The sequence below is a fragment of the Ignavibacteria bacterium genome (genome assembly GCA_025612375.1).
Classification (GTDB): Bacteria; Bacteroidota; Ignavibacteria; order Ignavibacteriales; family SURF-24; genus JAAXKN01.
Map to the genome: position 1 here is coordinate 1 of JAAXKN010000042.1, position 21,536 is coordinate 21,536.

The 21,536-nt window shown below is 44.5% G+C and carries 19 protein-coding genes; 10 read left to right on the forward strand and 9 right to left on the reverse strand.

The window, feature by feature from the left end; genetic code table 11:
* Window positions 1–2,225 (reverse strand): phosphoribosylformylglycinamidine synthase subunit PurL (gene purL, locus HF312_18115; GenBank protein MCU7522136.1); only part of this gene is annotated, 2,225 nt, incomplete at its 3' end.
* A 226-nt stretch (window positions 2,226–2,451) separates the two neighbouring features.
* On the opposite strand from purL, the gene HF312_18120 reads away from it, so the two are divergent.
* Window positions 2,452–4,947 (forward strand): TonB-dependent receptor, encoded by a 2,496-nt coding sequence (locus tag HF312_18120; GenBank protein ID MCU7522137.1) that lies wholly within the window; start codon window positions 2,452–2,454, stop codon window positions 4,945–4,947.
* Window positions 4,948–5,046: 99 nt separating this feature from the next.
* On the opposite strand, the gene HF312_18125 is transcribed toward HF312_18120, so the two are convergent.
* Entirely contained in the window at window positions 5,047–5,736 is a 690-nt protein-coding gene (locus tag HF312_18125) for a 3'-5' exonuclease (GenBank protein MCU7522138.1), read from the reverse strand.
* A gap of 222 nt (window positions 5,737–5,958) precedes the next feature.
* Here HF312_18125 and HF312_18130 point away from each other — a divergent pair, with 222 nt between their 5' ends.
* From HF312_18130 to HF312_18145, 4 genes are all read left to right on the forward strand, one after another.
* Window positions 5,959–7,623: an FAD-dependent oxidoreductase gene (locus HF312_18130; GenBank protein MCU7522139.1), complete on the forward strand. Its 1,665-nt coding sequence runs from the start codon at window positions 5,959–5,961 to the stop codon at window positions 7,621–7,623.
* A gap of 24 nt (window positions 7,624–7,647) precedes the next feature.
* Complete coding sequence (locus tag HF312_18135; protein MCU7522140.1) at window positions 7,648–7,920, forward strand: rhodanese-like domain-containing protein; 273 nt, start codon at window positions 7,648–7,650, stop codon at window positions 7,918–7,920.
* A 104-nt stretch (window positions 7,921–8,024) separates the two neighbouring features.
* On the forward strand, window positions 8,025–9,011 hold the full coding sequence (locus HF312_18140; GenBank protein ID MCU7522141.1) for an aldo/keto reductase: 987 nt from the start codon (window positions 8,025–8,027) through the stop codon (window positions 9,009–9,011).
* A gap of 186 nt (window positions 9,012–9,197) precedes the next feature.
* The gene (locus HF312_18145) at window positions 9,198–10,463 is read left to right on the forward strand and encodes a nucleoside permease (protein MCU7522142.1); all 1,266 of its coding nucleotides are present in this window, start codon (window positions 9,198–9,200) and stop codon (window positions 10,461–10,463) included.
* A 46-nt stretch (window positions 10,464–10,509) separates the two neighbouring features.
* Here the strand turns inward: HF312_18145 and HF312_18150 are convergent, their stop codons facing one another.
* The 7 genes from HF312_18150 to rlmN all read right to left on the reverse strand — a co-directional run bounded on the left by HF312_18150 (window position 10,510) and on the right by rlmN (window position 17,486).
* Window positions 10,510–10,965 (reverse strand): acyl-CoA thioesterase, encoded by a 456-nt coding sequence (locus tag HF312_18150; protein MCU7522143.1) that lies wholly within the window; start codon window positions 10,963–10,965, stop codon window positions 10,510–10,512.
* 97 nt (window positions 10,966–11,062) lie between these two features.
* The gene (ltaE, locus tag HF312_18155; GenBank protein ID MCU7522144.1) at window positions 11,063–12,094 is read right to left on the reverse strand and encodes a low-specificity L-threonine aldolase; all 1,032 of its coding nucleotides are present in this window, start codon (window positions 12,092–12,094) and stop codon (window positions 11,063–11,065) included.
* A gap of 114 nt (window positions 12,095–12,208) precedes the next feature.
* Window positions 12,209–13,348, reverse strand: a complete 1,140-nt coding sequence (gene secF, locus HF312_18160; protein ID MCU7522145.1) for a protein translocase subunit SecF — start codon at window positions 13,346–13,348, stop codon at window positions 12,209–12,211.
* Between the two features lie 30 nt (window positions 13,349–13,378).
* Window positions 13,379–15,301: a protein translocase subunit SecD gene (gene secD / locus HF312_18165; protein ID MCU7522146.1), complete on the reverse strand. Its 1,923-nt coding sequence runs from the start codon at window positions 15,299–15,301 to the stop codon at window positions 13,379–13,381.
* 103 nt (window positions 15,302–15,404) lie between these two features.
* Window positions 15,405–15,968: an RNA methyltransferase gene (locus HF312_18170; protein MCU7522147.1), complete on the reverse strand. Its 564-nt coding sequence runs from the start codon at window positions 15,966–15,968 to the stop codon at window positions 15,405–15,407.
* Between the two features lie 18 nt (window positions 15,969–15,986).
* Window positions 15,987–16,307 carry a multidrug efflux SMR transporter gene (locus HF312_18175; protein ID MCU7522148.1) on the reverse strand — a complete coding sequence of 107 codons (321 nt, stop codon included), beginning with the start codon at window positions 16,305–16,307 and terminating at the stop codon, window positions 15,987–15,989.
* 111 nt (window positions 16,308–16,418) lie between these two features.
* Window positions 16,419–17,486 carry a 23S rRNA (adenine(2503)-C(2))-methyltransferase RlmN gene (rlmN, locus tag HF312_18180; GenBank protein MCU7522149.1) on the reverse strand — a complete coding sequence of 356 codons (1,068 nt, stop codon included), beginning with the start codon at window positions 17,484–17,486 and terminating at the stop codon, window positions 16,419–16,421.
* Window positions 17,487–17,637: 151 nt separating this feature from the next.
* Between rlmN and HF312_18185 the strand changes: the two genes are divergently transcribed.
* From HF312_18185 to HF312_18205, 5 genes are all read left to right on the forward strand, one after another.
* Entirely contained in the window at window positions 17,638–18,783 is a 1,146-nt protein-coding gene (locus tag HF312_18185; protein ID MCU7522150.1) for an acyl-CoA dehydrogenase, read from the forward strand.
* Window positions 18,784–18,859: 76 nt separating this feature from the next.
* On the forward strand, window positions 18,860–19,312 hold the full coding sequence (gene yidD, locus HF312_18190) for a membrane protein insertion efficiency factor YidD (GenBank protein MCU7522151.1): 453 nt from the start codon (window positions 18,860–18,862) through the stop codon (window positions 19,310–19,312).
* 89 nt (window positions 19,313–19,401) lie between these two features.
* A complete protein-coding gene (locus HF312_18195; protein MCU7522152.1) occupies window positions 19,402–20,271 on the forward strand; it encodes a hypothetical protein in 870 nt (289 codons plus the stop codon).
* On the forward strand, window positions 20,252–21,103 hold the full coding sequence (locus tag HF312_18200) for a hypothetical protein (GenBank protein MCU7522153.1): 852 nt from the start codon (window positions 20,252–20,254) through the stop codon (window positions 21,101–21,103). Before HF312_18195 ends, HF312_18200 begins: the two co-directional genes overlap by 20 nt.
* Window positions 21,100–21,522, forward strand: coding sequence for an ACT domain-containing protein (locus HF312_18205; protein MCU7522154.1), 423 nt, complete (start codon window positions 21,100–21,102; stop codon window positions 21,520–21,522). The genes HF312_18200 and HF312_18205 overlap by 4 nt, the downstream gene beginning before the upstream one ends.
* Window positions 21,523–21,536: the final 14 nt, after the last annotated feature.

The following is a 21,536-nucleotide window of genomic DNA, read 5'->3' on the forward strand; positions in this document are numbered from 1 at the left end:
ATTGAAGCATTCATTACTTTGGAAATTGAGTTGTAATAAAGGTCAATTAAGTTGTCTAAAGAAAACTCGTACTTACCGTTTACACTAAACTTGCTTCCGCCCGTTGTTCCAAGAAGGGTAAATGCCTGTCCTGATCCGGAAAGCTTCTGTTCAAATTCCTCTTTTTTAGCAGCCTCAACAGACACAATTACTCTCGACTGGCTTTCAGAGAATAAGGAGAAATCCTCTCTTGTTTTAAGCGGGATATTCACCTCTGCGCCAACGGCATATTCCCTTTCCATAATGCAGCATTCAGCAACTGCCGTCATAATTCCGCCGTCTGAGACGTCATGAGCCGAACGGATAAACCCTCCCTTAATCAAGGAAAGAAGCGCATCCTGAAGTTTTTTCTCCCGTTCAAGGTCCATTTTCGGGCATTCGCCTGCTACATTACCGTGAATGAGCTGCATATATTCGCTTCCGCCCATCTCTTCAAAATCCTCTCCGAGAAGATAAATCAGGTCGCCTTGTCCTTTGAAGTAGGAAGTTGTAACGTCCTTCAGGTCCTCAACGAGGCCTATCATACCGATAACGGGTGTGGGATAGACTGAGGTTTCAGGCGACTCATTATAGAAAGAGACATTTCCGCCCGTAACCGGGGTATCGAAATACCGGCAGGCCTCGCCCATTCCTTCAATAGCCTGTTTGAACTGCCAGTAGACCTCGGGCTTATACGGGTTTCCGAAGTTAAGGCAGTTTGTAATTGCAAGAGGGACACCGCCCGAGCAGACGATATTTCTTGCGGATTCGGAAACAGCAATCTTGGTGCCTTCTTTAGGATTAAGGTATACATATTTCCCGTTGCAGTCGGTCTTGGCTGCAAGCGCCTTATTGGTATCCTTGACGAATATTACGGCCGAATCGCATCCCGGTCCCACGATGGTGTTTGTTCTTACCATGGAGTCGTACTGTTCATAGACCCATCTTTTTGAAGCGATGTTAGGCGAGCTGAAGAGTTTTTCAAAAACATCTTTCATATCAGCGGGTCTGGGAGTATTTGAAAAATCGTATTTTCTTGTAGTCTTAAGATATTCAGGTTCTTTGGTTTCCCTTATATAGACCGGGGCGCCCCCACCCAGGACGAGGTCGAAAGCAGGGACAGTTGCCTTGCGCTCTCCTTCATAGTCAATTTCCAGTATGCCGCTATTAGTTACCTCTCCAACAATTTCACAGTGCAGGTCCCATTTGTCAAAAATTTCTTTTACCCTGCTTTCATTTCCTTTTTTCACCACAACGAGCATTCTTTCCTGGCTTTCAGAAAGCATGATCTCATAGGCGGTCATTCCCTTTTCTCTTAAGGGAACCTTACTTAGGTCAATCTTCATACCTGATTCCCCCTTGGCGCTCATCTCTGAAGTTGAGCATGATATGCCGGCAGCTCCCATGTCCTGTATGCCAACTATAAGGTCTTCTTTTATGATTTCCAGAGTGGCTTCAAGAAGGAGTTTTTCGGTGAATGGGTCACCCGCCTGGACCGAGGGGCGTTTGGCTTCGGACTTCTCTGAGATTTCCTCAGAGGCAAAAGTTGCCCCGTGGATTCCGTCGCGTCCGGTAGAAGATCCAACTATCATAACCGGGTTACCTTCGCCATTGGCGGTTGCCGAGGCAACGCGGTCGGTTTTGACTATTCCGACAGCCATAGCGTTTACAAGAGGATTTCCTTTATAAGAATTATCGAAATAAACCTCGCCTGCCACAGTCGGCACTCCGAAGCAGTTGCCGTAGTCCCCTATTCCCTTAACAATGCCGTCGAAAAGGAATCTGGTTCTTGCGTCATCAAGTGTTCCGAACCTTAGTGAGTTCAGAGATGCGATAGGGCGGGCACCCATGGTAAAAATATCCCTTAAGATTCCGCCAACGCCTGTAGCAGCCCCCTGGTAGGGTTCAACTGCCGAAGGGTGGTTATGGCTTTCAATCTTGAATACAACCCCGAGACCGTCACCAATGTCCACGAGCCCTGCATTTTCCTCGCCTGCGCCGACTAAGAGCCTGCCGCCGCTTCTGGGGAGGGTCTTAAGGAGAGCTATTGAGTTTTTATAGCTGCAGTGTTCGCTCCACATAACGCTGAAGATACCGAGTTCGGTATAGTTCGGCGTGCGGCCTAATATATTAAGTATCCTGTTATATTCTTCTTCAGTAAGTCCATGTTCCAGGGCTAATTGCAAAGTTACTTCCGGTTCTTTCATTTATATTTGGTCCAGTAAATAAATGTGAAATTATTATTCCGTAATATAACACTTTTCACGGAGCTTTAGAAGTAAATATGCGGGTCATTTAGCCGTCGGCAATTTCAGGCATCTGGCGGGGAAATACCGGGCTTACACCGATTTCTTTTTGCGGGGCCTTAGAACTATTTGTACTTTCTACCGTCTAAATTTTAGAAACACATAAAAACAAAGGGACCATGTAAAAATGAGATTTTTTAGGGGAATTCTGTTAATTTCATTTCTTTTTATTTTCCACTCAAATTTGTTTTCCCAGCAAAACTACATAAATGGCGAGGTTACTGACGCAAAGACCAAAGAGCCTCTGATGGGAGCAAATATAGTGGTAAACGAATTAAAGTCCACAGGGGCCACAAGCACAGAGGACGGCAAATTCAGAATTAAAGTTCCGGTTGGAAGCTATTCCATTACTGTCAGCTCAATCGGATATCAGACTGTGGTAAAGACAGATGTCATTGTAACAACCAGCAGCGAATGCAATATTGCCGTTAAAATGGAAGAGACCTCTTTTGAACTTGGGCAGGTTTTGGTTAAAGCGGACTATTTTGACAAGGCAACCAAAGACAACAATTTGAGCACTGTTGTGCTAGGGCCCGAGGAGATAAGGCGCTCTCCGGGATCGGTGCAGGACTTTCAGAGAATACTTCAGGGCATGGCTGGAGTATCATTTTCAAACGACCAGACAAATGAGCTACTGGTTAGAGGAGGCTCTCCGAATGAAAACCTTACGGTTTTTGACAACATGGAGATCCACTCAACAAACCACTACCCCAACGAGTATAATTCCGGCGGGCCTATCAACATGGTTAACGTTGACCTGATAGAAGACATTCAGTTCTCAACCGGAGGCTTTATTTCAAAATACGGCGACAAGCTTTCTTCTGTCATGAACATCACCTCGCGCGAAGGTACAAGAAACAATCCCTTTAATGCCAATTTCAATCTTTCCATGGCGGGCTACGGAGCCGTAATGGAAGGCGCCATAAACGGCGGACAGGGCTCCTGGATACTCTCGGCCAGAAAAAGCTTCCTTGACCTCATAACAGGCGGAATCGGACTTTCGGCAGTGCCCAGATATTATGACATTCAGTTTAAGGCGGCCTACGACCTCTCAAAAGTCCACAAGCTCTCATGGGCAGGCATTTACGGTAATGATAAAATATTTTTTAACGGCGAGCCTGAATCTTCTGACCAGTCAATGGCAGGAAAAGCTGATTCAATAGGGCTGGAGAGAGCTGACGTCAGGCAGCGGCAGTACGCTACAGGTCTTACACTAAAGAGCCTCTGGAGCAAGAACTTTTACTCTCTTGTGACACTTTACTACAACGATTATCACAACTCCGTGGATGTAGCTGAAAACTTTACGGAAAGGTTTTATAACGCTTCTGGCACACTCGCATCCTCGCGCGTGCTTAACAGGAGGCCGGTTTACAATGAGAACCACGACAACGGACAGTTAACATTCAAAAGTGAGTTTGTATGGAATTTATCCAAATTCCAGGAGCTTAACTTTGGCGGCTCCGTGGCAACAGCCAACTACGACCAGGACCTCTTTGTTTCCGGGGACTCGGCACGGTATTTAATTAACGGCCTGTGGAGTGATCCTGTAGTGGTCCCGTCTACAAGCCCGGTATACGACATACGACTTTTTGACAACTATAAGACTTACGCTTATGTTAACGACAAGTTTAAGCTTTTTGAGGACAGGATGATAATTAACCTGGGGCTCAGATACGACTACTTCACTTACAGCAAGCATGGTAACGTGAGTCCACGCCTTGCCATGACATATTATATTGTTCCGGCCCTGACCAATATTAACTTCGCATACGGGGAGTTTTACCAGTCGCAGTCGTACCCCACATACGGCGACCGCTACCACAGCGACGTCAATAGATACCTTAAGAATACACATGCAAGGCACCTGGTCTTAGGTGTTGAGCACATACTGGATGACGGCTTAAAGCTTACGGTAGAAGGATATCACAAGTCATATACGGATATTCCTGTTTCCGAGACATTTGTAAATTTCAACGACAGAATGATGCGTTCAGAAAGAAATCTTAACCTCGGCAGACAGACGGCATACGGCTTTGACATGATGCTCCAGCAGAAAATGGTAAAGGATCTCTACGGAACAATAAGTTATTCAAGGATGTGGTCAAAGATGAAAGATCCCCGCATAGGGCGCGAGGGAGAGGAATATGCTTCCGATTATGATTTCCCTCATGTCTTTACCGCTATTGTGGGAAAAAGATTCAGCGGCTTAAGAGACAAACTTAGTTCCATGCCCTTTTACATAAAGTACCCCAGTTACATTCTGCCTTTTTCAAACGACATGGAAATAAGCCTCCGCTGGCGCTATGCAAGCGGAAAGCCATATACGCCGAACCGCTACGTTACAACGGAGCAGCATATGGAAGGAGGCGTCAAATGGGGCAGGGGCACATGGATTCCGACAGATGAAATAAATTCTGTTCGGTACCCTGATTACCACAGGCTGGATATTTCCTTCAACAGCAGGTATAATTTTGAGAAATGGAATCTGAGGATTTTCCTCTCGATTGAAAACCTTTATAACAGGAAGAATATTGCAGTCTACCAGTATAATTCAGATGGTACGGTGGATGAAGTTTATCAGTACACACTCTTCCCTGTTGCGGGAGTAGAGCTTGAGTTTTAGTTTTTTTCTGATGTAAAGTATTCATTGGGCTGCGGAGAAATCGGCAGCCCTTCTTTTTTTAATGTTGAATGTTGAATTTTAAGTTTTGAGTTTTGAGTTTTAAGTTTCCAGGTTAAGGTATTCATTCCAAATCTTATATAGCTCATAGGCTGCATGAACATCTCCCGCGCAATAGCTTGCAATTTCCTTTATACGGCCTGATAAATAATAATTCTTCACCTCTCTTCCGTTCAATTCTTTTGACTTTGGGGATTTTATGCCGAAGGCATGACAATAGAAGTCGAGGTTAAATTTTCTTGCTGCGCCGTAGAAGCTAAGCTGGTCCAAAAGATCTACATGGTGCGATTTATCGAAGCGGTTTTTAATTATATTTTTTACCGGCTTAACTTTAAGCATGGCCGAACGCATCATAAGAAAAGGGATATCAAAAGTCCTTCCGTTAAAGGTAATTACCAGCTCTGTCTGGGCCATAATCTTCCAGAATAGTCTCAGCATCTCGCATTCAGAGCGTCCTATGTACCTGGTATTTTTCTCAGGCTCTGCCCACTCCTCTTTTTCCACAGCTTCATAATAAACTGCGGTTTTTTCAGATTCCACGTCCATCAGGCCTATTGCAATTATCCTGGCAGTAAAGGGGTAATAGCTTAAGGAGCGTTCAACGTCTTCTTCAGTAATCGTCTGAGGCGCTTTCCAGATTTCCTGTTCCCTCAGGAGGAATTCCCGCTGAGACTCTGAAAGGTCATTAAGGCCGAAGCCGCAGGTCTCAATATCAAGTACAATTTTCTTCATAGCTTAAATTCCTGCATCTGAATATAAGATAGGATATAACGGGAATAATGGAAATTATTTTTTTGAAGGATCCTAAGAAGGAGAGATGGATTATAAAAATAATTTTCTGAGGCCGCAAAGGTGAATCCTATTTATCTTATCTGCATCATACGTTCATCTTAATATTTGAATGCTGGTAAAATTAAATTCTAAAACAATTATATTATTACTAAAGAAAATCAGATGGGAAAAAGTAATTCTACAAAAATATTGATCATTGGCGGTGTGGCAGGTGGGGCTACGGCTGCTGCACGAATCAGGCGTTTAGACGAAAAAGCAGAAATAACCATACTTGAAAAAGGCCCTTATGTCAGCTTTGCCAACTGCGGCCTTCCCTACTTTATAAGCAGGGATATACAGCGGCGCTCAAAGCTGCTGCTGCAAACGCCAGAGGGTTTTTTCAGCAGGTACAGGGTAGCGGTCAAAACAAATACCGAAGCCCTTGAAATAAAGCGCACTGAAAAGAAGGTAGTTGTCAAAACACAGACGGGCGAAGAACTTCTATCTTACGACAAACTGATACTGGCGCAAGGCGGCAGCCCAATTGTGCCCCCGATTCCAGGCATAACACTGGAGCATGTATTCAAGCTCTGGACAATTCCGGATATGGACCGCATACATAAATACATAGAAGAAAAGCATCCCGCAAGGGCTGTCATTACGGGCGGGGGCTTCATCGGTCTTGAAATGGCAGAGGCTTTGTCGGCAAGAGGAATTGAAGTAACACTTGTTGAACTGGCAGAGCAGCTAATGATATCCATGGATCCCGAATTCGGAGCGATGATAAAATCGGGGCTTGAAGAAAAAGGGATAATTGTTAAAACAAACGCCGGCTTGTCTTCAGTTTCCGGAAATGGCGTTACACTGACAGACGGCTCAGTAATAGAGACTGATATGGTACTTTTGTCAATTGGTGTACGCCCTGAATTATCGCTCGCTAAATCAGCTGGCCTGGAAACAGGGATTAGTGGCGGGCTCGTTACTGATGAAAACATGAGAACGAGCGACCCTGACATTTATGCAGCCGGAGATATGGTGGAGGTCATAAATAAAGTCCATGGCAAAAAAGTGCGCATTCCGCTGGCAGGGCCGGCAAACCGCCAGGGAAGAATTGCAGGGACGAATGTACTGGGCGGAAGCATGAAATACCGCGGAGCGCTCGGAACTTCCGTGGTAAAGCTTTTTGAGCGCACTGCAGCATCAACCGGGCTTTCAGAAAAAACTGCACGTGAAGCAGGATATGACACCGGAGTCTCTTATGTTTTTAAGGATAATCATGCAGCATATTTCCCGGGCGGAAAGCCTCTGGCCCTTAAGATTGTCTTTGACAAAAAGTCAGGCAGGCTTCTTGGTGCACAGGCATATGGGGAATCAGGCGTAGAAAAAAGAATTGATGTGCTGGCAACGGCTCTTCATGGGAATATGACCCTGGAGGATCTGTCGGAATTGGATCTAGCTTATGCGCCACCATATAACACCGCAAATGATCCTGTAAACATTGCAGCATTTATCGGCATGAACGATATAATGGGATATAGCCCCCTGAAGACTCCGGCACAGGTTCTTTTGGAACCGGGAATCAAAGACAGCCTTATACTTGATGTACGCACTGTGGGCGAGCAGGCAAAAGCACCCTTTTGCGGGGCACTTCATATTCCGGCAGATGAGATACGTGACCGGCTTGGTGAAATACCAAAAGACAAGACAATTTATATACTGAGCAAGGATGGGTTTCTTGGTCACACAAGCCTGCAGATATTGAAAGCCGAAGGATATAAAAATTTATTTAATATTGCTGGAGGTTATTCTGCAGCACAATGGTTTAATGGATGGAATTTCAACAATTAATATTATTATTTACGGAGAAAAAAGATGTCAGGATTAAAAGAAAAAATTAAAGCCGGAGCTAAAATAGTAGATGTTCGTACCAGCGAGGAATTTAGTGAAGAAGCCTACCCAAATGCGATCAACATTCCGGTAGATCAGGTTAAGGCAAGGATAAAGGAATTTGGACAGTTCGACAGCCCGATAATTGTTTACTGTGCTTCAGGAGCAAGAAGTGCATATGCGGCCAGCATTTTGAAGAGCTGCGGATATCAGGATGTTGTCAATGCCGGCGGTCTGGACGATATGCCGGTTCTCTAGGCAATTTATATGAAGCCATGCCGCAGCTAATCAGATTGCTTTTCTTCCGGGGCCTTTGTATAATTTTAAAGGTTAGCATATAAATCAACTTTAACGGAGTAAGTATGGAACAGCGTGAATTAGGAACCCAGGGCCTGAAGGTTTCGGCAATTGGTTTGGGGTGCATGGGGATGTCGGAATTCTACGGCGGAAGGGATGACAACGAGAGTATAGCCACAATACACAGGGCGCTTGAACTTGGAGTTAACTTCCTGGACACGGCGGACATGTACGGCCCATTTATAAATGAAGAACTTGTAGGAAGAGCAATCCGCGACAGGCGCGACAAGGTGGTGCTGGCAACAAAATTCGGCATACAGAGGACCGGTGATCCTAATGTCCGAGGCGTAAACGGCCGCCCTGAATACGTAAAGAGTGCATGCGAGGCATCATTAAAGCGCCTCGGGGTAGACCATATCGATTTATACTACCAGCACCGCGTTGACCCGAATGTACCGATTGAAGATACCGTTGGGGCGATGGCGGACCTGGTAAAGGCGGGCAAAGTGCGTTTCCTTGGTCTAAGTGAAGCGGGCCCCAATACAATCAGGCGAGCCCACTCAACGCATCCTATTTCGGCTCTTCAGACAGAATATTCCCTCTGGACAAGGGATCCCGAAGATGAAATACTCCCCACAGTAAGGGAGCTTGGTATAGGCTTTGTCGCCTACAGCCCTTTAGGAAGAGGCTTCCTTACGGGCAGGATCGTAAACTATGAGGACCTGGATCCCGATGACTTCAGGAGGTTTTCGCCCCGGTTTCAGGGAGAGAATTTCCAGAAGAACCTTGATCTTGTAAAGCGGGTTGAAGAAATTGCAAACGGCAAAAGCGTCAGGGCAAGCCAGCTTGCAATTGCCTGGGTGCTGGCGCAGGGAAAGGACATAGTCCCCATTCCGGGTACAAAAAGAAGGAAGTATCTGGAAGAAAACGTGGCAGCAGCGGATATTAAGCTTACTAAAAATGACTTTGAAAGGATTGATCAGGTAATGCCCAAAGGTGCCGCAAGCGGGCTAAGGTATCCGGAGGCTACGATGAAGATGGTGAATATTTGATGTAAATTAATCAGTTACACACTTAAGAGGCGCCGGGGAATGGCCCGGCGCCCGGTTTTCCGCGCTATCCTGCCTCAGTTTCCTCTCCATAATTTTAATGATATTTTTCTTTGGAGGTACTTTTTATTTCAAAAGGATTTAATATCTTTATGCCTGAATATTTTATCAACTTCCAAAACACAAGATATGAACATTAAACTACGTTTAACTGTAATGAATTTCTTCCAGTTTTTCATTTGGGGAAGCTGGCTTTTGACGATTGGTGCCTACTGGTTCCAGACCAAGCACTGGTCGGGCACAGAATTCGGAGCTATTTTTTCCACCATGGGTATTGCATCGCTGTTCATGCCTGCAATTGCAGGAATTATTGCCGACCGGTGGTTGAATGCCGAGAAGCTCCTGGGTATTTTTCACCTTTTAGGGGGCATTGTTCTGTTTACCGTTCCTCTTATAAATAATCCGGATACAATGTTCTGGGTGATGCTTTTGGACATGATGTTTTATATGCCGACAATTGCTCTTGCAATAAGCGTCTCTTATACTTCCTTAAAAAACTCACAGATGGATATAGTAAAAGATTATCCGCCAATAAGAGTTTTCGGCACAATCGGGTTTATTGTGGCACTTTGGACCATAAGTCTGAGCGGCTTTGAAACTTCCGCCATGCAGTTTTATGTTGCCTCTGTCTGTTCAATATTTTTAGGGATTTATTCTTTTACACTTCCCAAATGCCCGCCGCTTGGACACGGAGAAAAGAAATCTTTTTTCGATGCTCTGGGGCTTAATGCATTTGCCCTTTTCAAGAACGTTAAGATGGCTTTGTTTTTTATTTTCGCCATGCTCCTTGGAGCGGCTCTTCAGCTTACAAACGCATACGGCGATACATTCCTGCACGACTTTAACGGAATAGCAGCTTACCAGGATTCACTTGCAGTTAAATACCCTGCAATCATAATGTCGATCTCACAGATCTCCGAGACACTGTTTATACTTGCAATTCCCTTCTTCTTAAAGAAATTCGGGATTAAAAAGGTAATGCTGATAAGCATGGTTGCCTGGGTACTCCGCTTTGGGCTCTTTGCCTACGGGAACCCAACAGACGGGCTCTGGATGATAATTCTCTCATGCATCATTTACGGAATGGCATTTGATTTCTTCAACATTTCAGGCTCAATTTATGTTGAAACCCAAAGCACTCCAGAGATCCGCGCAAGCGCGCAGGGCCTGTTTATGATGATGACGAACGGTTTTGGCGCCTTCTTAGGAAGCAGGATAAGCGGAATTGTAATTGATAAGTATTTTACGGTTACAACTGCAGACGGCCTTAGCGCATTTGACTGGCACGGGATCTGGATCGCATTCTCTGCCTACGCGCTGGTTGTTGCCATATTATTCGCTCTCTTCTTCAAGCACAAGCACGACCCCAATGCCATGGCAGGCGTAAGCCACTAAAATTATAAGCAGGCCGCATAAAAATATGCGGCCTGCTTTTGAATAATCAAATCTCTTCACCGTTTTTAATTACTTTTACTTCAGTGTCATACGACTTAACCGACTTATAGAATTCTTCCGGAAGAGGCGTGGATTTCTTTTCCCTGCTGTTTATATGCACCATTACACCGCCTCCTTTTGCAAGAACCTTTCCATTTTTCGCATTTTCCACCAGGTGTTCAAAAGTAAAGCTGGAATTTTTAATTGAGCCCACGCGTGTATACACGTTAACTTCATCGTCAAAAAGTGCGGGCTCAATATAGTCGCACTCATTCCGGGCGATTAAGAAAAAATTGTCGCCCGGCTGCATTTTATTGACGTCCCTGAACTGACCCACTGCCTTCAGGTATTCAATGCGGGCGGTTTCAAAATAGTTAAAGTAAACGGCGTTGTTTACGACGCCCAGGAGGTCCACTTCGTGGAACTGTACCCTGAAAGAAATTTTATGATTAAAGCCGTCCATATTTCCTTAAGTTTTGAGTTTTGAGTTTTAAGTTTAAAACAGTGAAGCGAAGTTCTTCATATTAAAATGAAAAACCCCGCTTCTTTACTAACATAGATCAGGCTAAAACTTCCTGAAGGATTTTTACAGCTTTTTCTACGTCTTCAAAGCTAGCATCCAGGTGGGTTACTATTCTTACAGAATCGATTTTCCCGCCTGAGATAAGGAGGCCTTTTCCCTTGCATTTTGCAATGAGTTCGTCCGGTGTCATGGTGCGGGGTTTTACAATTATGATGTTTGTCTGAACTGACGACAGGTCAACTTCAACCTTCGGGTTTTCAGAGAGGCTTTTGGCAATTATGCATGCTTTTTCGTGATCTTCTTTCAGGCGTTCAATGTTGTTCTTTAGGGCATAAAGTCCTGCTGCAGCAAGAGAGCCGATCTGTCTCATTCCGCCGCCCCAGGCTTTGCGTGTCCTGAAAGCCTTTTCAATAAATTCCTTTGGTCCTGCTATAATTGATCCGGCCGGAGCGCCCAGTCCTTTTGAAAGGCAGCAGGAGACTGAATCAAAATGGCTTGCGTATTCACTTACAGGAATTCCAGTTGCAACCGAGGCGTTCCAGATCCTCGCGCCGTCCAGATGGATATAGAGGTTGTATTTCCTTGCCAGTTTTTTGAGGGCTATGATGTTTTCAATCGGGTGGATTGTGCCGCCGGCCCTGTTGTGTGTATTCTCAACTTCAATCAGCCTGGATTTAGGCATATAGTAAGCTGAAACGGGTCTGATCATAGGTTCAACCTGTTCCGGCGTAATAACGCCCTTATTGCCTACGATCGGGAGAATCTGAATGCCGCTAAGGACGGCGGGTGAACCCGATTCATAGTTAAAGATGTGGGCATCCATTTCGCAGATGACCTCGTCGCCCGGGCTCGTCCAGGTATTAAGGCAGAGCTGGTTACCCATTGTGCCGCTAGGGACGTAGAGCGCAGCTTCTTTACCCAAAAGTTCAGCCGCATAATTCTGGAGTTTATTTACGGTAGGGTCCTCCTGATAAACGTCGTCGCCAACTTCGGCCTCATACATAACCTTGCGCATGGCATCAGTCGGGCGTGTTACCGTGTCGCTTCTAAGATCAATAAATTTGCTCATATCAAGTAATTCCTTTTTGTTGTCACAAAATTAGCAATAATAGTTACAGTATAAAAACACAAAAGCCGGCTTATGGAATTCCTTAAGCCGGCTTTTTCTTACAATCAAAACACGTTAAAAGTCGATTTTCCCTTTTGTCCTGTTCACATATTCAAGCACTATAGCGCTGGCTACGAATACCGAGGAATATGTTCCGGTAATGATACCGAAGAACAGTGTGAATGAGAATGCCCTTAAAACTTCACCGCCGAATATGAGGAGTACCAGAACTGACATCAGCGTAGTACCTCCGGTTAAAACCGTACGGCTCATAGTTGCGTTAACGGCTTTGTTCATTGCTTCTTCAATTGGCATTGACTTGTGGATTTTGAGATACTCCCTCACACGGTCGAACACGATAACCGTATCGTTTACAGAGTAACCGATAAGTGTAAGGAATGCCGCCACCACAGTCAGGTTAATTTCGAGATTAAGCCCCGGAATAACGTTGTATAGTGCCGCATAAAGTCCCAGAGTAATCAGAACGTCGTGGAAGAGCGCCACAACGGCTCCGAAAGCAAAGATGAACTTAAACCTGAATGCCAGGTAAATAAGGATACCCACCAGAGAAAGGAAAACAGAGATCAAAGCCTGTGTCTTCAGTTCGTTTCCGACCTTAGGACCGACCTTGTCTTCTTTGAGGACCTGGAATGAGTTACCGGGCATTTTCTCTTTCAGGTTTTCCTTAATCCATTCAGAGATACCTACACGGACGACCATTTTGGTGTTGGTAGCTTCTTCAGAGAATTTACCTGACTGGTAACCCTCGGAAAGAAGCTGGTTAACAACTGCATTTGTGGTGTCGGGGTTAGTAAAAGCAAAAGTAACAGAAGTTGCAGTAGTATCAACAATCTGGCGTTTAAGTCCGGGAAAATCCTTTTCAATCGTCTTGTCGATTCCGCCGATTACACGGGGAAGGATATTCTTCGGGATCTCCTGAATTTCGGTTCTCATCAGTATACCGCTTGACTGGCCGAAAGTTTTAAGTTCAACCTCGCCAAGGCCTATATTATTTACGTAGTTTCTGACCTGTGATATTTCCACAGGCTTCTGAAACTGCAGGGCGATTTCAGTACCACCCTTAAAGTCGATACCGAATATAAGGCCTCTGAATACAACAGCAACGAGACCTATCAAAAAGAACAGGGCGCTGAGGAAGTAGAAAAATCTTCTCTTGCCCATAAAGTCTACATCTAAATTATGAAATATCCGCATTTATTTTATTCTCCTTAGAATCCGATTTTATTAACCTATGGAAATTTTAGCGCCTCTTGCGATCATGAAGTCATAGACCACACGGGCGACGACTAGTGCGCTGAACATACTTACAACGATACCGATCATCAGTGTGAGAGCGAAACCCTGAACCGGGCCGCTTCCGCCGAACTGATAGAGTATCAATCCGGTGATGAAAGTGGTAATATTAGAGTCAAGAATAGCGGAATATGAATTAGCAAATCCGCTGTCAACGGCGGCTTTCAGGGTTTTACCCGTAGCCATTTCCTCTCTGATTCTTTCAAAGATAAGCACGTTAGCGTCAACGGCCATACCCATGGTTAATACGATACCGGCGATACCGGGTAAAGTCAGTGTTGCGCTGAAGCCTGCAAGAACACCCATGATAATGAGTATTGTGATGAACAATCCCAGATCTGCAATTGCGCCTGATTTCTGGTAATAAATTATCATAAAGATAGCGATGAAGAGGTAACCTATCAGAGCCGAGTTAAGTCCCTGGTAAACAGAGTCTGTACCGAGTGAAGGGCCAACGATTCTCTCTTCCATAATTTCAACAGGGGCAGGAAGTGCACCGGCCTTAAGAACGATTTCGATGAGCTTAGCTTCATCCATATCTTTCATGCCAGTGATCTGTGAACTTCCGTTCGGAATCTTGTTCTGAACCGTAGGAGCCGAGTAAACAAAGTTATCGAGCACGATTGCAATTCTTTTTCCGACGTTTGAGCCTGTGATGCGTGCCCATTCTCTGGCGCCTTCGGAGTTCATCTGCATTGTAACTTCGGCACCTGAGGTCTGCGGATCGATATTTGCACGGGCCTCAGTAATTGTTCCGCCTGTAAGTTCAGGGTTTTTATTTACGAGGTAAAGGAGGCGGTATTTGCCACCGTCCTGGCCAGTAATCGGTTTAGCCGAATAAAGGAATTCAACGTTATCAGGCATTACTTTCTTAACTTCGGGGCGGTTGAGCATCATGTCAAGTTTACCCCTGTCAGATTCCTTTACGTAAGCTTCAGCTGTTTGAGCCTGAGGAGGAATCATAGCGATAGAGAAGAAAGGATGCTGTTTTGCAAATTCTTCCTTGCTTAACTGCTTCTGTGTAGTGTCTTTCTTTGCAGCTGCAGTCTTGTTGGCTGCTTTTGTAGAATCGTTCAGTGTTGAGTCGGCAATACCGGTTCCGGCCAAAACCTCGTCAACTTTCTGCATTACCTGAACGGTAAAGTTAGGATCCTTTAAGAGTTTGAATTCCAGAAGAGCGCTTCCCTGCAGAAGGTGCTTGGCTTCTTCTTCCTTAGCCACGCCAGGCAGCTCAACGATAATTCTGCGGCTGCCCTGCTTCTGAATGCTGGGTTCCGAAACGCCGTACTGATCGACACGGTTTCTAATAATTTCCATTGCACGGCTTACTGCGTCGTCGGCCTGTTTCCTAAGACTAGAGATTATCTCATTATCACTTTCCCTGATCGTGCCGAAGTAGCGGCTCAGTCTTATACCCTTGCTCTGTATATTGCGCGCCAGAACGCTTACGATATCGGCGTCACTGGTTCTGACTTCATTTTCAGCTGACTGTAAAGCCTGGCGGAAGTTGGCATCAGGATCCTTGGCAAGTTTTCTGAGCATTTCAGTGGTATTTACTTCCATAACCATGTACATACCGCCCTGCAGGTCGAGGCCTAACTTAAGCCTTTTTGCACGGTCCTTAGCGTAGGATGGGTTATTAACCCTGACGCTGTCTGCAACTGATTCGCCAAGTGCCTGAACTTTGTCTGTGGCGAGTTTGGGGTTTGCGCTGCGTACGCTGTCAATTACGTGCTGTCTGATCTTATCGACCTTCTTATTGTTCTGGTAATCGGCATATGTGTAATGCAGCAAGTACAAACTCAGTGCAATAGCACCGAGAATGATAAAGAGTCTAAATCTTAGTTCTTTCATAGCTCTGCTGGTTTTTAAAGAAAAATTATAACAAGTACAATTATTTAAGTTGACTAATATATAGGGTTATGCCAAAAAAATCAATTAAAATGAGGAGGTGCAACTATTTATTGACTTCTGCCTCACCGGCACACCCTACGTCGTAAATTCTGCGTAAATCGAAAATTGCGATTCCATAAGCCACAGCCACATTAAGCGACTGCTTAATCCCAAATTGCGGGATTTCGACCGAAAAATCGCACAAATCTATTAAATCCTGTGATACGCCCGTTATCTCGTTACCGACTATAAGGCACAGCGGAAACTCACTTTCCGGCACGCTGTAGTAAGTACGGCTTTTGCTGGTTTGTTCGAGGGCACAAATTTTAACTCCCTGACTCTTAAGGGCCAGGACGGCCTCTTTCGGGTCCTTGACGTATTCCCACTTAACGCTTTCCGTTGAGCCTAAGGCAGTCTTAAGGATCTCTTTTTTAGGCGGATGAGGCGTGTAGCCGCAAAGGAAGAGTTTCTCGATCATGGCGCCGTCGGAGGTTCTGAAAATGGAGCCGACATTATATGTGCTTCTTATGTTATCGAGCAATACATAAACCGGAAGCTTATTTACAGTATGAAGTGTATCAAGTGTGCTCCGGTTAACTGAAATTTCATCGTGTGTGAGCTTTTTCATAATATATATAGATAGAGTTTAATTGCTGGAGGTTAACTTAAGCCCGATTACACCTGAAATAATTATCAAAAGGCAGACTATGCGCAGGATTTCACGGGATTCATTAAAGAACATCATGCCGTAGAAAGCCGTGCCCGCAGCACCAATGCCCGTCCAAATTACATACGCAGTACCTATAGGAAGATGTTTTGATGCCTGAGAAAGGAAAACAAAACTTAAGATCATCGTAACAACCGTAAAAACCGTTGCAAAGGGCTTAGTCAATCCCTCGCTATATTTCAGGCCAATTGCCCAGGAAATCTCAAAAACACTTGCAATCAACAGCATTAACCAGGCCATTTAAGAAACAACTCCTTTGAAAATTAAAAAGTGCAAAATATAAAGATTTAAGTCAACTATTATTTAATTAGAAATTAAGGGTGAAGTACCCAAATACTGACTTTGATGGAATCAGTACCTGGCAGCCAGCTGTCCGCAGGCAGCAGCAATATCATTGCCCTGGGTTTCGCGGATCATGACAGTAATGTTGTTATCCCTCAACTGCTGTGCAAAATGCTGAATATCCTTATACGGCGTAGGCTCAAGGCTAGCCGATATGCCGCCGGGATTCATATGAGCAATTGAGTTAAAAGGAATAATATTGATTTTTGAAGGTATCTTGCCCGAAAGTTTAGCAAGAGCCTTAACATCTTCCTGGCGGTCGTTAATCCCTTTGAGCATTGTATATTCAAAAGTAATGCGCGTACCGGTCTTTTTGGCAAAGTATTTAATTGCCTCTATATTATCCTTGAGCGGAAATTTGTCATTTATAGGCATAATTGTGCTCCTTATGTCCTCAAAGCAGCTGTGGAGCGACAAGGCAAGCTTCACCCTGAAGCCTGAGTCTGCCAGTTCTTTAATTTTTGGAGCGATGCCGGAGGTTGAAACAGTAATTCTGTTCCGGCTGACCCCCTTGGTCAGTTCGGCAGTAAAGATAGAAAGCGAGCTCAATGTGTTTTTATAGTTTAGCAGGGGTTCACCCATGCCCATATATACAATATTTGTAATCCTGTCTTTGCCGTAATCCTTTGCCGCCAGGAGGTACTGGTCCACCACTTCGCCAACGCTCAGGTTTCTCTTATAACCCATAAGTCCCGTAGCACAGAACTTACAGTCCAAAGGGCAGCCTACCTGAGTCGAGATGCAGAGCGTAGCCCTGTCATCCTCGGGGATGACGACAGATTCTATCTTCCTTTCGTCAGAAGTCTGAAAAAGATACTTTTTAGTTCCTGTACTGGGAGAATCCTGTACGGTTACAAGTTCCAGTGCCTGAAGCGAGCAGGTTTCAGTAAGTTTACTCCTGAGATCTTTGGAGAAGTTCTGCATTTCCTCAAAACTGAAAGAAAGGTGGTTATACATCCAGTTAAAGAGCTGTTCTCCGCGGAAAGCCGGTTCGCCGATCTCCCTGAAATACGCTTTAAGTTCCTCTAAGGTAAGACCTTTAAGCTGATTTTTTATATTAATAATGTTATTTTCCATGACCCTAAATATACGAAAGCCCAGTTTCATTTATGACAGAAAAAAAATGACATAGCCTGCACCTTGGAAAATTAAACACCTGCTCTCCGGATACGGTTCCCTATTGATATAAAGGACTGCAGTTAGTATTTTTCATTAAAAAGGAGTCACAATGACATTTGATCTTACCGAAGATCAGTTAATGATTCAGCAGACGGCAAAAGAGTTTGCAGAATCTGAAATTGCTCCGACTGCGGTGGAAAGGGACAAAAAATCCGAGTTTCCCGCTGAAATTGTGAAAAAGCTGGGCGAGCTTGGCTTTATGGGGATGATGGTCTCTCCGGATTACGGGGGAGCCGGGCTTGATACGATAAGCTACGTTCTGGCCATAAAGGAGATTTCCAAGGTGGATGCCAGCGTGGGCGTAATTATGTCGGTCAATAATTCCCTGGTATGTTACGGACTTGAAAGATACGGCTCTGATTATATCAAAGACAAGTACCTGAGACCCCTGGCTTCAGGAGAAAAACTTGGGGCCTTTGCCCTTTCTGAGCCTGAGGCCGGAAGCGACGCCACTCAGCAGAGGACGACGGCCGAGAAAAACGGTGACTGTTACGTCTTAAACGGAACGAAGAACTGGATTACAAACGGCCAGAGCGCGGACTATTTCCTCGTTATGGCAGCTACAGATAAATCCAGGGGGCACAAGGGAATTACTACATTCCTTGTGGAAAAAGGGACTCCGGGATTTGAACACGGGCTGAAGGAAGACAAGCTTGGAATAAAGAGTTCAGACACGTGTTCACTTTCATTTACAAACTGCAGCGTACCGAAAGAAAATATTGTCTGGGAAGAGGGCAAAGGATTTAACTTTGCCATGGACACGCTTAACGGCGGAAGAATAGGCATAGCCTCGCAGGCACTTGGAATTGCGGAGGCATCCCTGGAGGCCTCAGTCAACTATTCAAAGCAGAGGAAAGCCTTCGGAAACCCGATAGCCGACCTGCAGGCAATACAGTTTAAGATTGCCGACATGGCAACCAAGGTGGATGCCGCAAAGCTCCTGACTCTCCAGGCAGCGGCACTTAAAGACGCACACGTAAAATTTTACAAGGAGGCCGCAATGGCAAAGCTCTTTGCCTCCAAAACTGCAGTTGAATGCGCCCTGGAAGCAATACAGATCCACGGGGGCTACGGCTATGTAAGGGAATACCTGGTGGAAAGATATTTAAGGGACGCAAAGATTACGGAAATTTATGAAGGCACCTCCGAAATACAGAAGATTGTTATTTCAAGAGCGCTGCTGGAGAATAAATAATGTTGAATTTTGAATGCTGAATGTTGAATTGAAAGGCATGGTTAATTCATGCCTTCTCTTATTTAATGGGAATAATATGCGTAGATCTGTAATTATATGCCTGGTGCTTTTTACTTCAGCTCTGGTTCACGCACAAGAGACTGACTGGCAGAGGTGGGAGAAAAGTGAAGTCCAGTATACTTCTGTACCTGCAAGTGATGTTTCACCCGTAAAGGAGGAAAGGAGTTTCGGCAGCTTTCTGCTTGGCACGTCGCACAAATTATACAGCTTTTTTATTTCAGATCTGGACGGGGATAACTGTCCTTTTGAACCCACGTGCTCAAATTTTTTCATCCAGTCCGTTAAGGCCACAAATATTTTCCAGGGCTCCTTAATGTTTATTGACCGCTTCACGCGCGATATGAACATACTGAAAATAAACCACTACCCTTTTACGCCGGACAGGCTTCATTTTACGGACCCGGTTATGAATTATACGCTAAGCGCGGATAAGATCAGGTACATCCCCCCGGAAACAATTAAAAAGTGAAGGCAGGGTCTGCTTCCGGTATGCAGGCTTGATATAATAGCCAGCAGGTGTTATTTTCCGTAGATTATCTTTTAACATTCCGGCCTTTAATGAATAAATACCTTTTGCTCGGACTTATATGCTTTTTCACATCTCTGCCTCTTGCGGCACAGAATGACTCTGCCGGTATTTTTCATTCGCCGGAGAACATACTTAAGTTTGCCGATTACCTCTACTGCCAGAAAGATTACCTGAGGGCAATTTCGGAATATGAAAGCCTGCTTAAATTCCAAAACTCTGACACAATAAAATTTAAGATTGCACTTGGCTTTTCTAAAATGGGAAAGTCAAAGGAAGCTGAGGATAGATTTAACAGACTTGCCACCGGGAGCACATTTTCAGATGAAGCCAGGCTTGAACTATATAAATCGAAATTCTTTACTAATGATATTGCTTCTCTGAGGCAAATGTATAACGAAAAATCCCTTCTTCCGGGTAAGTACATTGAATCCGTAAAAAGCCTTTACTATACTTCCTTTTTATTTGATAATGCCACGCTTCCCGGTAAAGAAGAATTTATTGAAGCTTTTCCGGTCTTTGCAAGAAGTGAAATGGGAAATTTCTATCTGAGGAAAAGTAATCCGCCTTATAAAAGTCCTGTTAAAGCCGCCATTTTATCGGCCATATTCCCTGGCCTCGGGAAGGCTTATGCCGGGGAATGGGGTGACGGACTTACGTCCTTAATTGTCACAGGTTTCTTAAGTTACGTTTCATATGACAACCTGAAGGCGCACCACAATTTCAGGGGATACTTATTCGGAGGCCTTGCGGCACTTTTCTACGCCGGGAATGTTTATGGTTCTATAGCACAGGCGCAGATATATAACGCACAGGTTGATTTCACGTTTACAACGGATCTCAAGTTTTTCTTAAACAGTCATAATTATTTTCTGCCTCAATATGAAAAGTTTTGTAAATAGAGCACTCTTCTTTCTTTTTGTCTGTCTACTTACAGGCCCTTCCAGGGGCCTTAAGGCGCAGACGCCGCTTGAAAGCCAGCTGATAAAGGCCAAACTGCTTCTTCAGAAAGAAGAGTACTATGATGCAATTACTGAACTTAAGAGGCTCCTGTTTTTTGACAAAGAGAAGAAGTACACTTTCATTGGCAACTACCTGATCGGGGAGTCTTATAAAAAAGGGGCGAAGCTTGATGAGGCAGTAAAATACCTGAGTCTTGCACAGCTTTATGCACCGGACAGCAGCATACTTTTTGAAGTAAAAACAGAAATAGTCCGCTGCAACATTTTAAGGTGCACGGAAGAAAGCGCCCTGCTCTTACTAAGGCAGTTGGAAAAGGACACCCGTTTTCCGGGCAAATCAAAACAGATTAATTACTGGAAAGGCTGGGCGTATATATTTGAAGACGACTGGGAAAAAGCCTCTGAAGAATTCCGGAAATCGGACAGTACAAATGAGCTTTCTGAGTTCTGCCGGGGAGTTGAAAAGGCAAAATATTCTGTGTCATTTGCAAAAGTAATTTCTTATATTCTACCCGGTTCTGGGCAATTTTATACTGGAAACTACGTCTCAGGCATAATGTCAATGGCCTGGACAGGATTTTTAGGCTACCTGACTTACAATTCATTTGCAGAAGAGCGGGCGTTTGACGGGCTCGTTGAAGCAGGGCTTTTTTTCCGTTTCCACAGGGGCAACGTTCAGAACGCCGAAAAATTTGCCATAGAGAGAAATTCACAAATTTCAAAAGATGCGCTAATTTACTTACAGAATAATTATAAAGGGTTAAAACCGTGAGATTATCAGAAGATGAAATAAGACAGATCACACTCAGTGCAATTGAGGAGCTTGGCGAGAAGGCCTCTCCCGAACTGGTGAAGAAAGTTGTACAACGGTCAGTTTCGAAAATTGAAGCAAGCGGCAAGGCCGGGAGTGAGGTTACAAGCGGAAGGGTAATTTTAACTGCATACGGATTAAATCACCCCGGAATCGTAAGCTCAATTACAAAGGCACTCAGTGAAAGCAACTGCGACATTCAGGATATCAGCCAGAAAATCATGCAGGAATTCTTTTCCATGATCATGCTTATAGACATTACAAACAGCCCTAAGGACCTCAAAGAGATACAGGATGAAATGTCGGCAATTGCAAACGATCTGAAGGTTAAGATATTCATGCAGCATGAAGAGCTCTTCAGATTCATGCACAGAATTTAATATAAAGATTTTAG

Excerpts from the sequence above, each read along its gene's own strand:
- HF312_18170 (MCU7522147.1), bottom strand. The coding sequence starts at position 15,968 with ATGAAAAAGCTCACACACGATGAAATTTCAGTTAACCGGAGCACACTT.
- yidD (MCU7522151.1), top strand. The coding sequence starts at position 18,860 with ATGCGTAGATCTGTAATTATATGCCTGGTGCTTTTTACTTCAGCTCTG.
- HF312_18150 (MCU7522143.1), bottom strand. The coding sequence starts at position 10,965 with ATGGACGGCTTTAATCATAAAATTTCTTTCAGGGTACAGTTCCACGAA.
- HF312_18195 (MCU7522152.1), top strand. The coding sequence starts at position 19,402 with ATGAATAAATACCTTTTGCTCGGACTTATATGCTTTTTCACATCTCTG.
- HF312_18130 (MCU7522139.1), top strand. The coding sequence starts at position 5,959 with ATGGGAAAAAGTAATTCTACAAAAATATTGATCATTGGCGGTGTGGCA.
- secD (MCU7522146.1), bottom strand. The coding sequence starts at position 15,301 with ATGAAAGAACTAAGATTTAGACTCTTTATCATTCTCGGTGCTATTGCA.
- ltaE (MCU7522144.1), bottom strand. The coding sequence starts at position 12,094 with ATGAGCAAATTTATTGATCTTAGAAGCGACACGGTAACACGCCCGACT.
- HF312_18145 (MCU7522142.1), top strand. The coding sequence starts at position 9,198 with ATGAACATTAAACTACGTTTAACTGTAATGAATTTCTTCCAGTTTTTC.
- HF312_18175 (MCU7522148.1), bottom strand. The coding sequence starts at position 16,307 with ATGGCCTGGTTAATGCTGTTGATTGCAAGTGTTTTTGAGATTTCCTGG.
- rlmN (MCU7522149.1), bottom strand. The coding sequence starts at position 17,486 with ATGGAAAATAACATTATTAATATAAAAAATCAGCTTAAAGGTCTTACC.
- HF312_18185 (MCU7522150.1), top strand. The coding sequence starts at position 17,638 with ATGACATTTGATCTTACCGAAGATCAGTTAATGATTCAGCAGACGGCA.
- secF (MCU7522145.1), bottom strand. The coding sequence starts at position 13,348 with ATGCGGATATTTCATAATTTAGATGTAGACTTTATGGGCAAGAGAAGA.
- HF312_18200 (MCU7522153.1), top strand. The coding sequence starts at position 20,252 with ATGAAAAGTTTTGTAAATAGAGCACTCTTCTTTCTTTTTGTCTGTCTA.
- HF312_18140 (MCU7522141.1), top strand. The coding sequence starts at position 8,025 with ATGGAACAGCGTGAATTAGGAACCCAGGGCCTGAAGGTTTCGGCAATT.
- HF312_18120 (MCU7522137.1), top strand. The coding sequence starts at position 2,452 with ATGAGATTTTTTAGGGGAATTCTGTTAATTTCATTTCTTTTTATTTTC.
- HF312_18135 (MCU7522140.1), top strand. The coding sequence starts at position 7,648 with ATGTCAGGATTAAAAGAAAAAATTAAAGCCGGAGCTAAAATAGTAGAT.
- HF312_18125 (MCU7522138.1), bottom strand. The coding sequence starts at position 5,736 with ATGAAGAAAATTGTACTTGATATTGAGACCTGCGGCTTCGGCCTTAAT.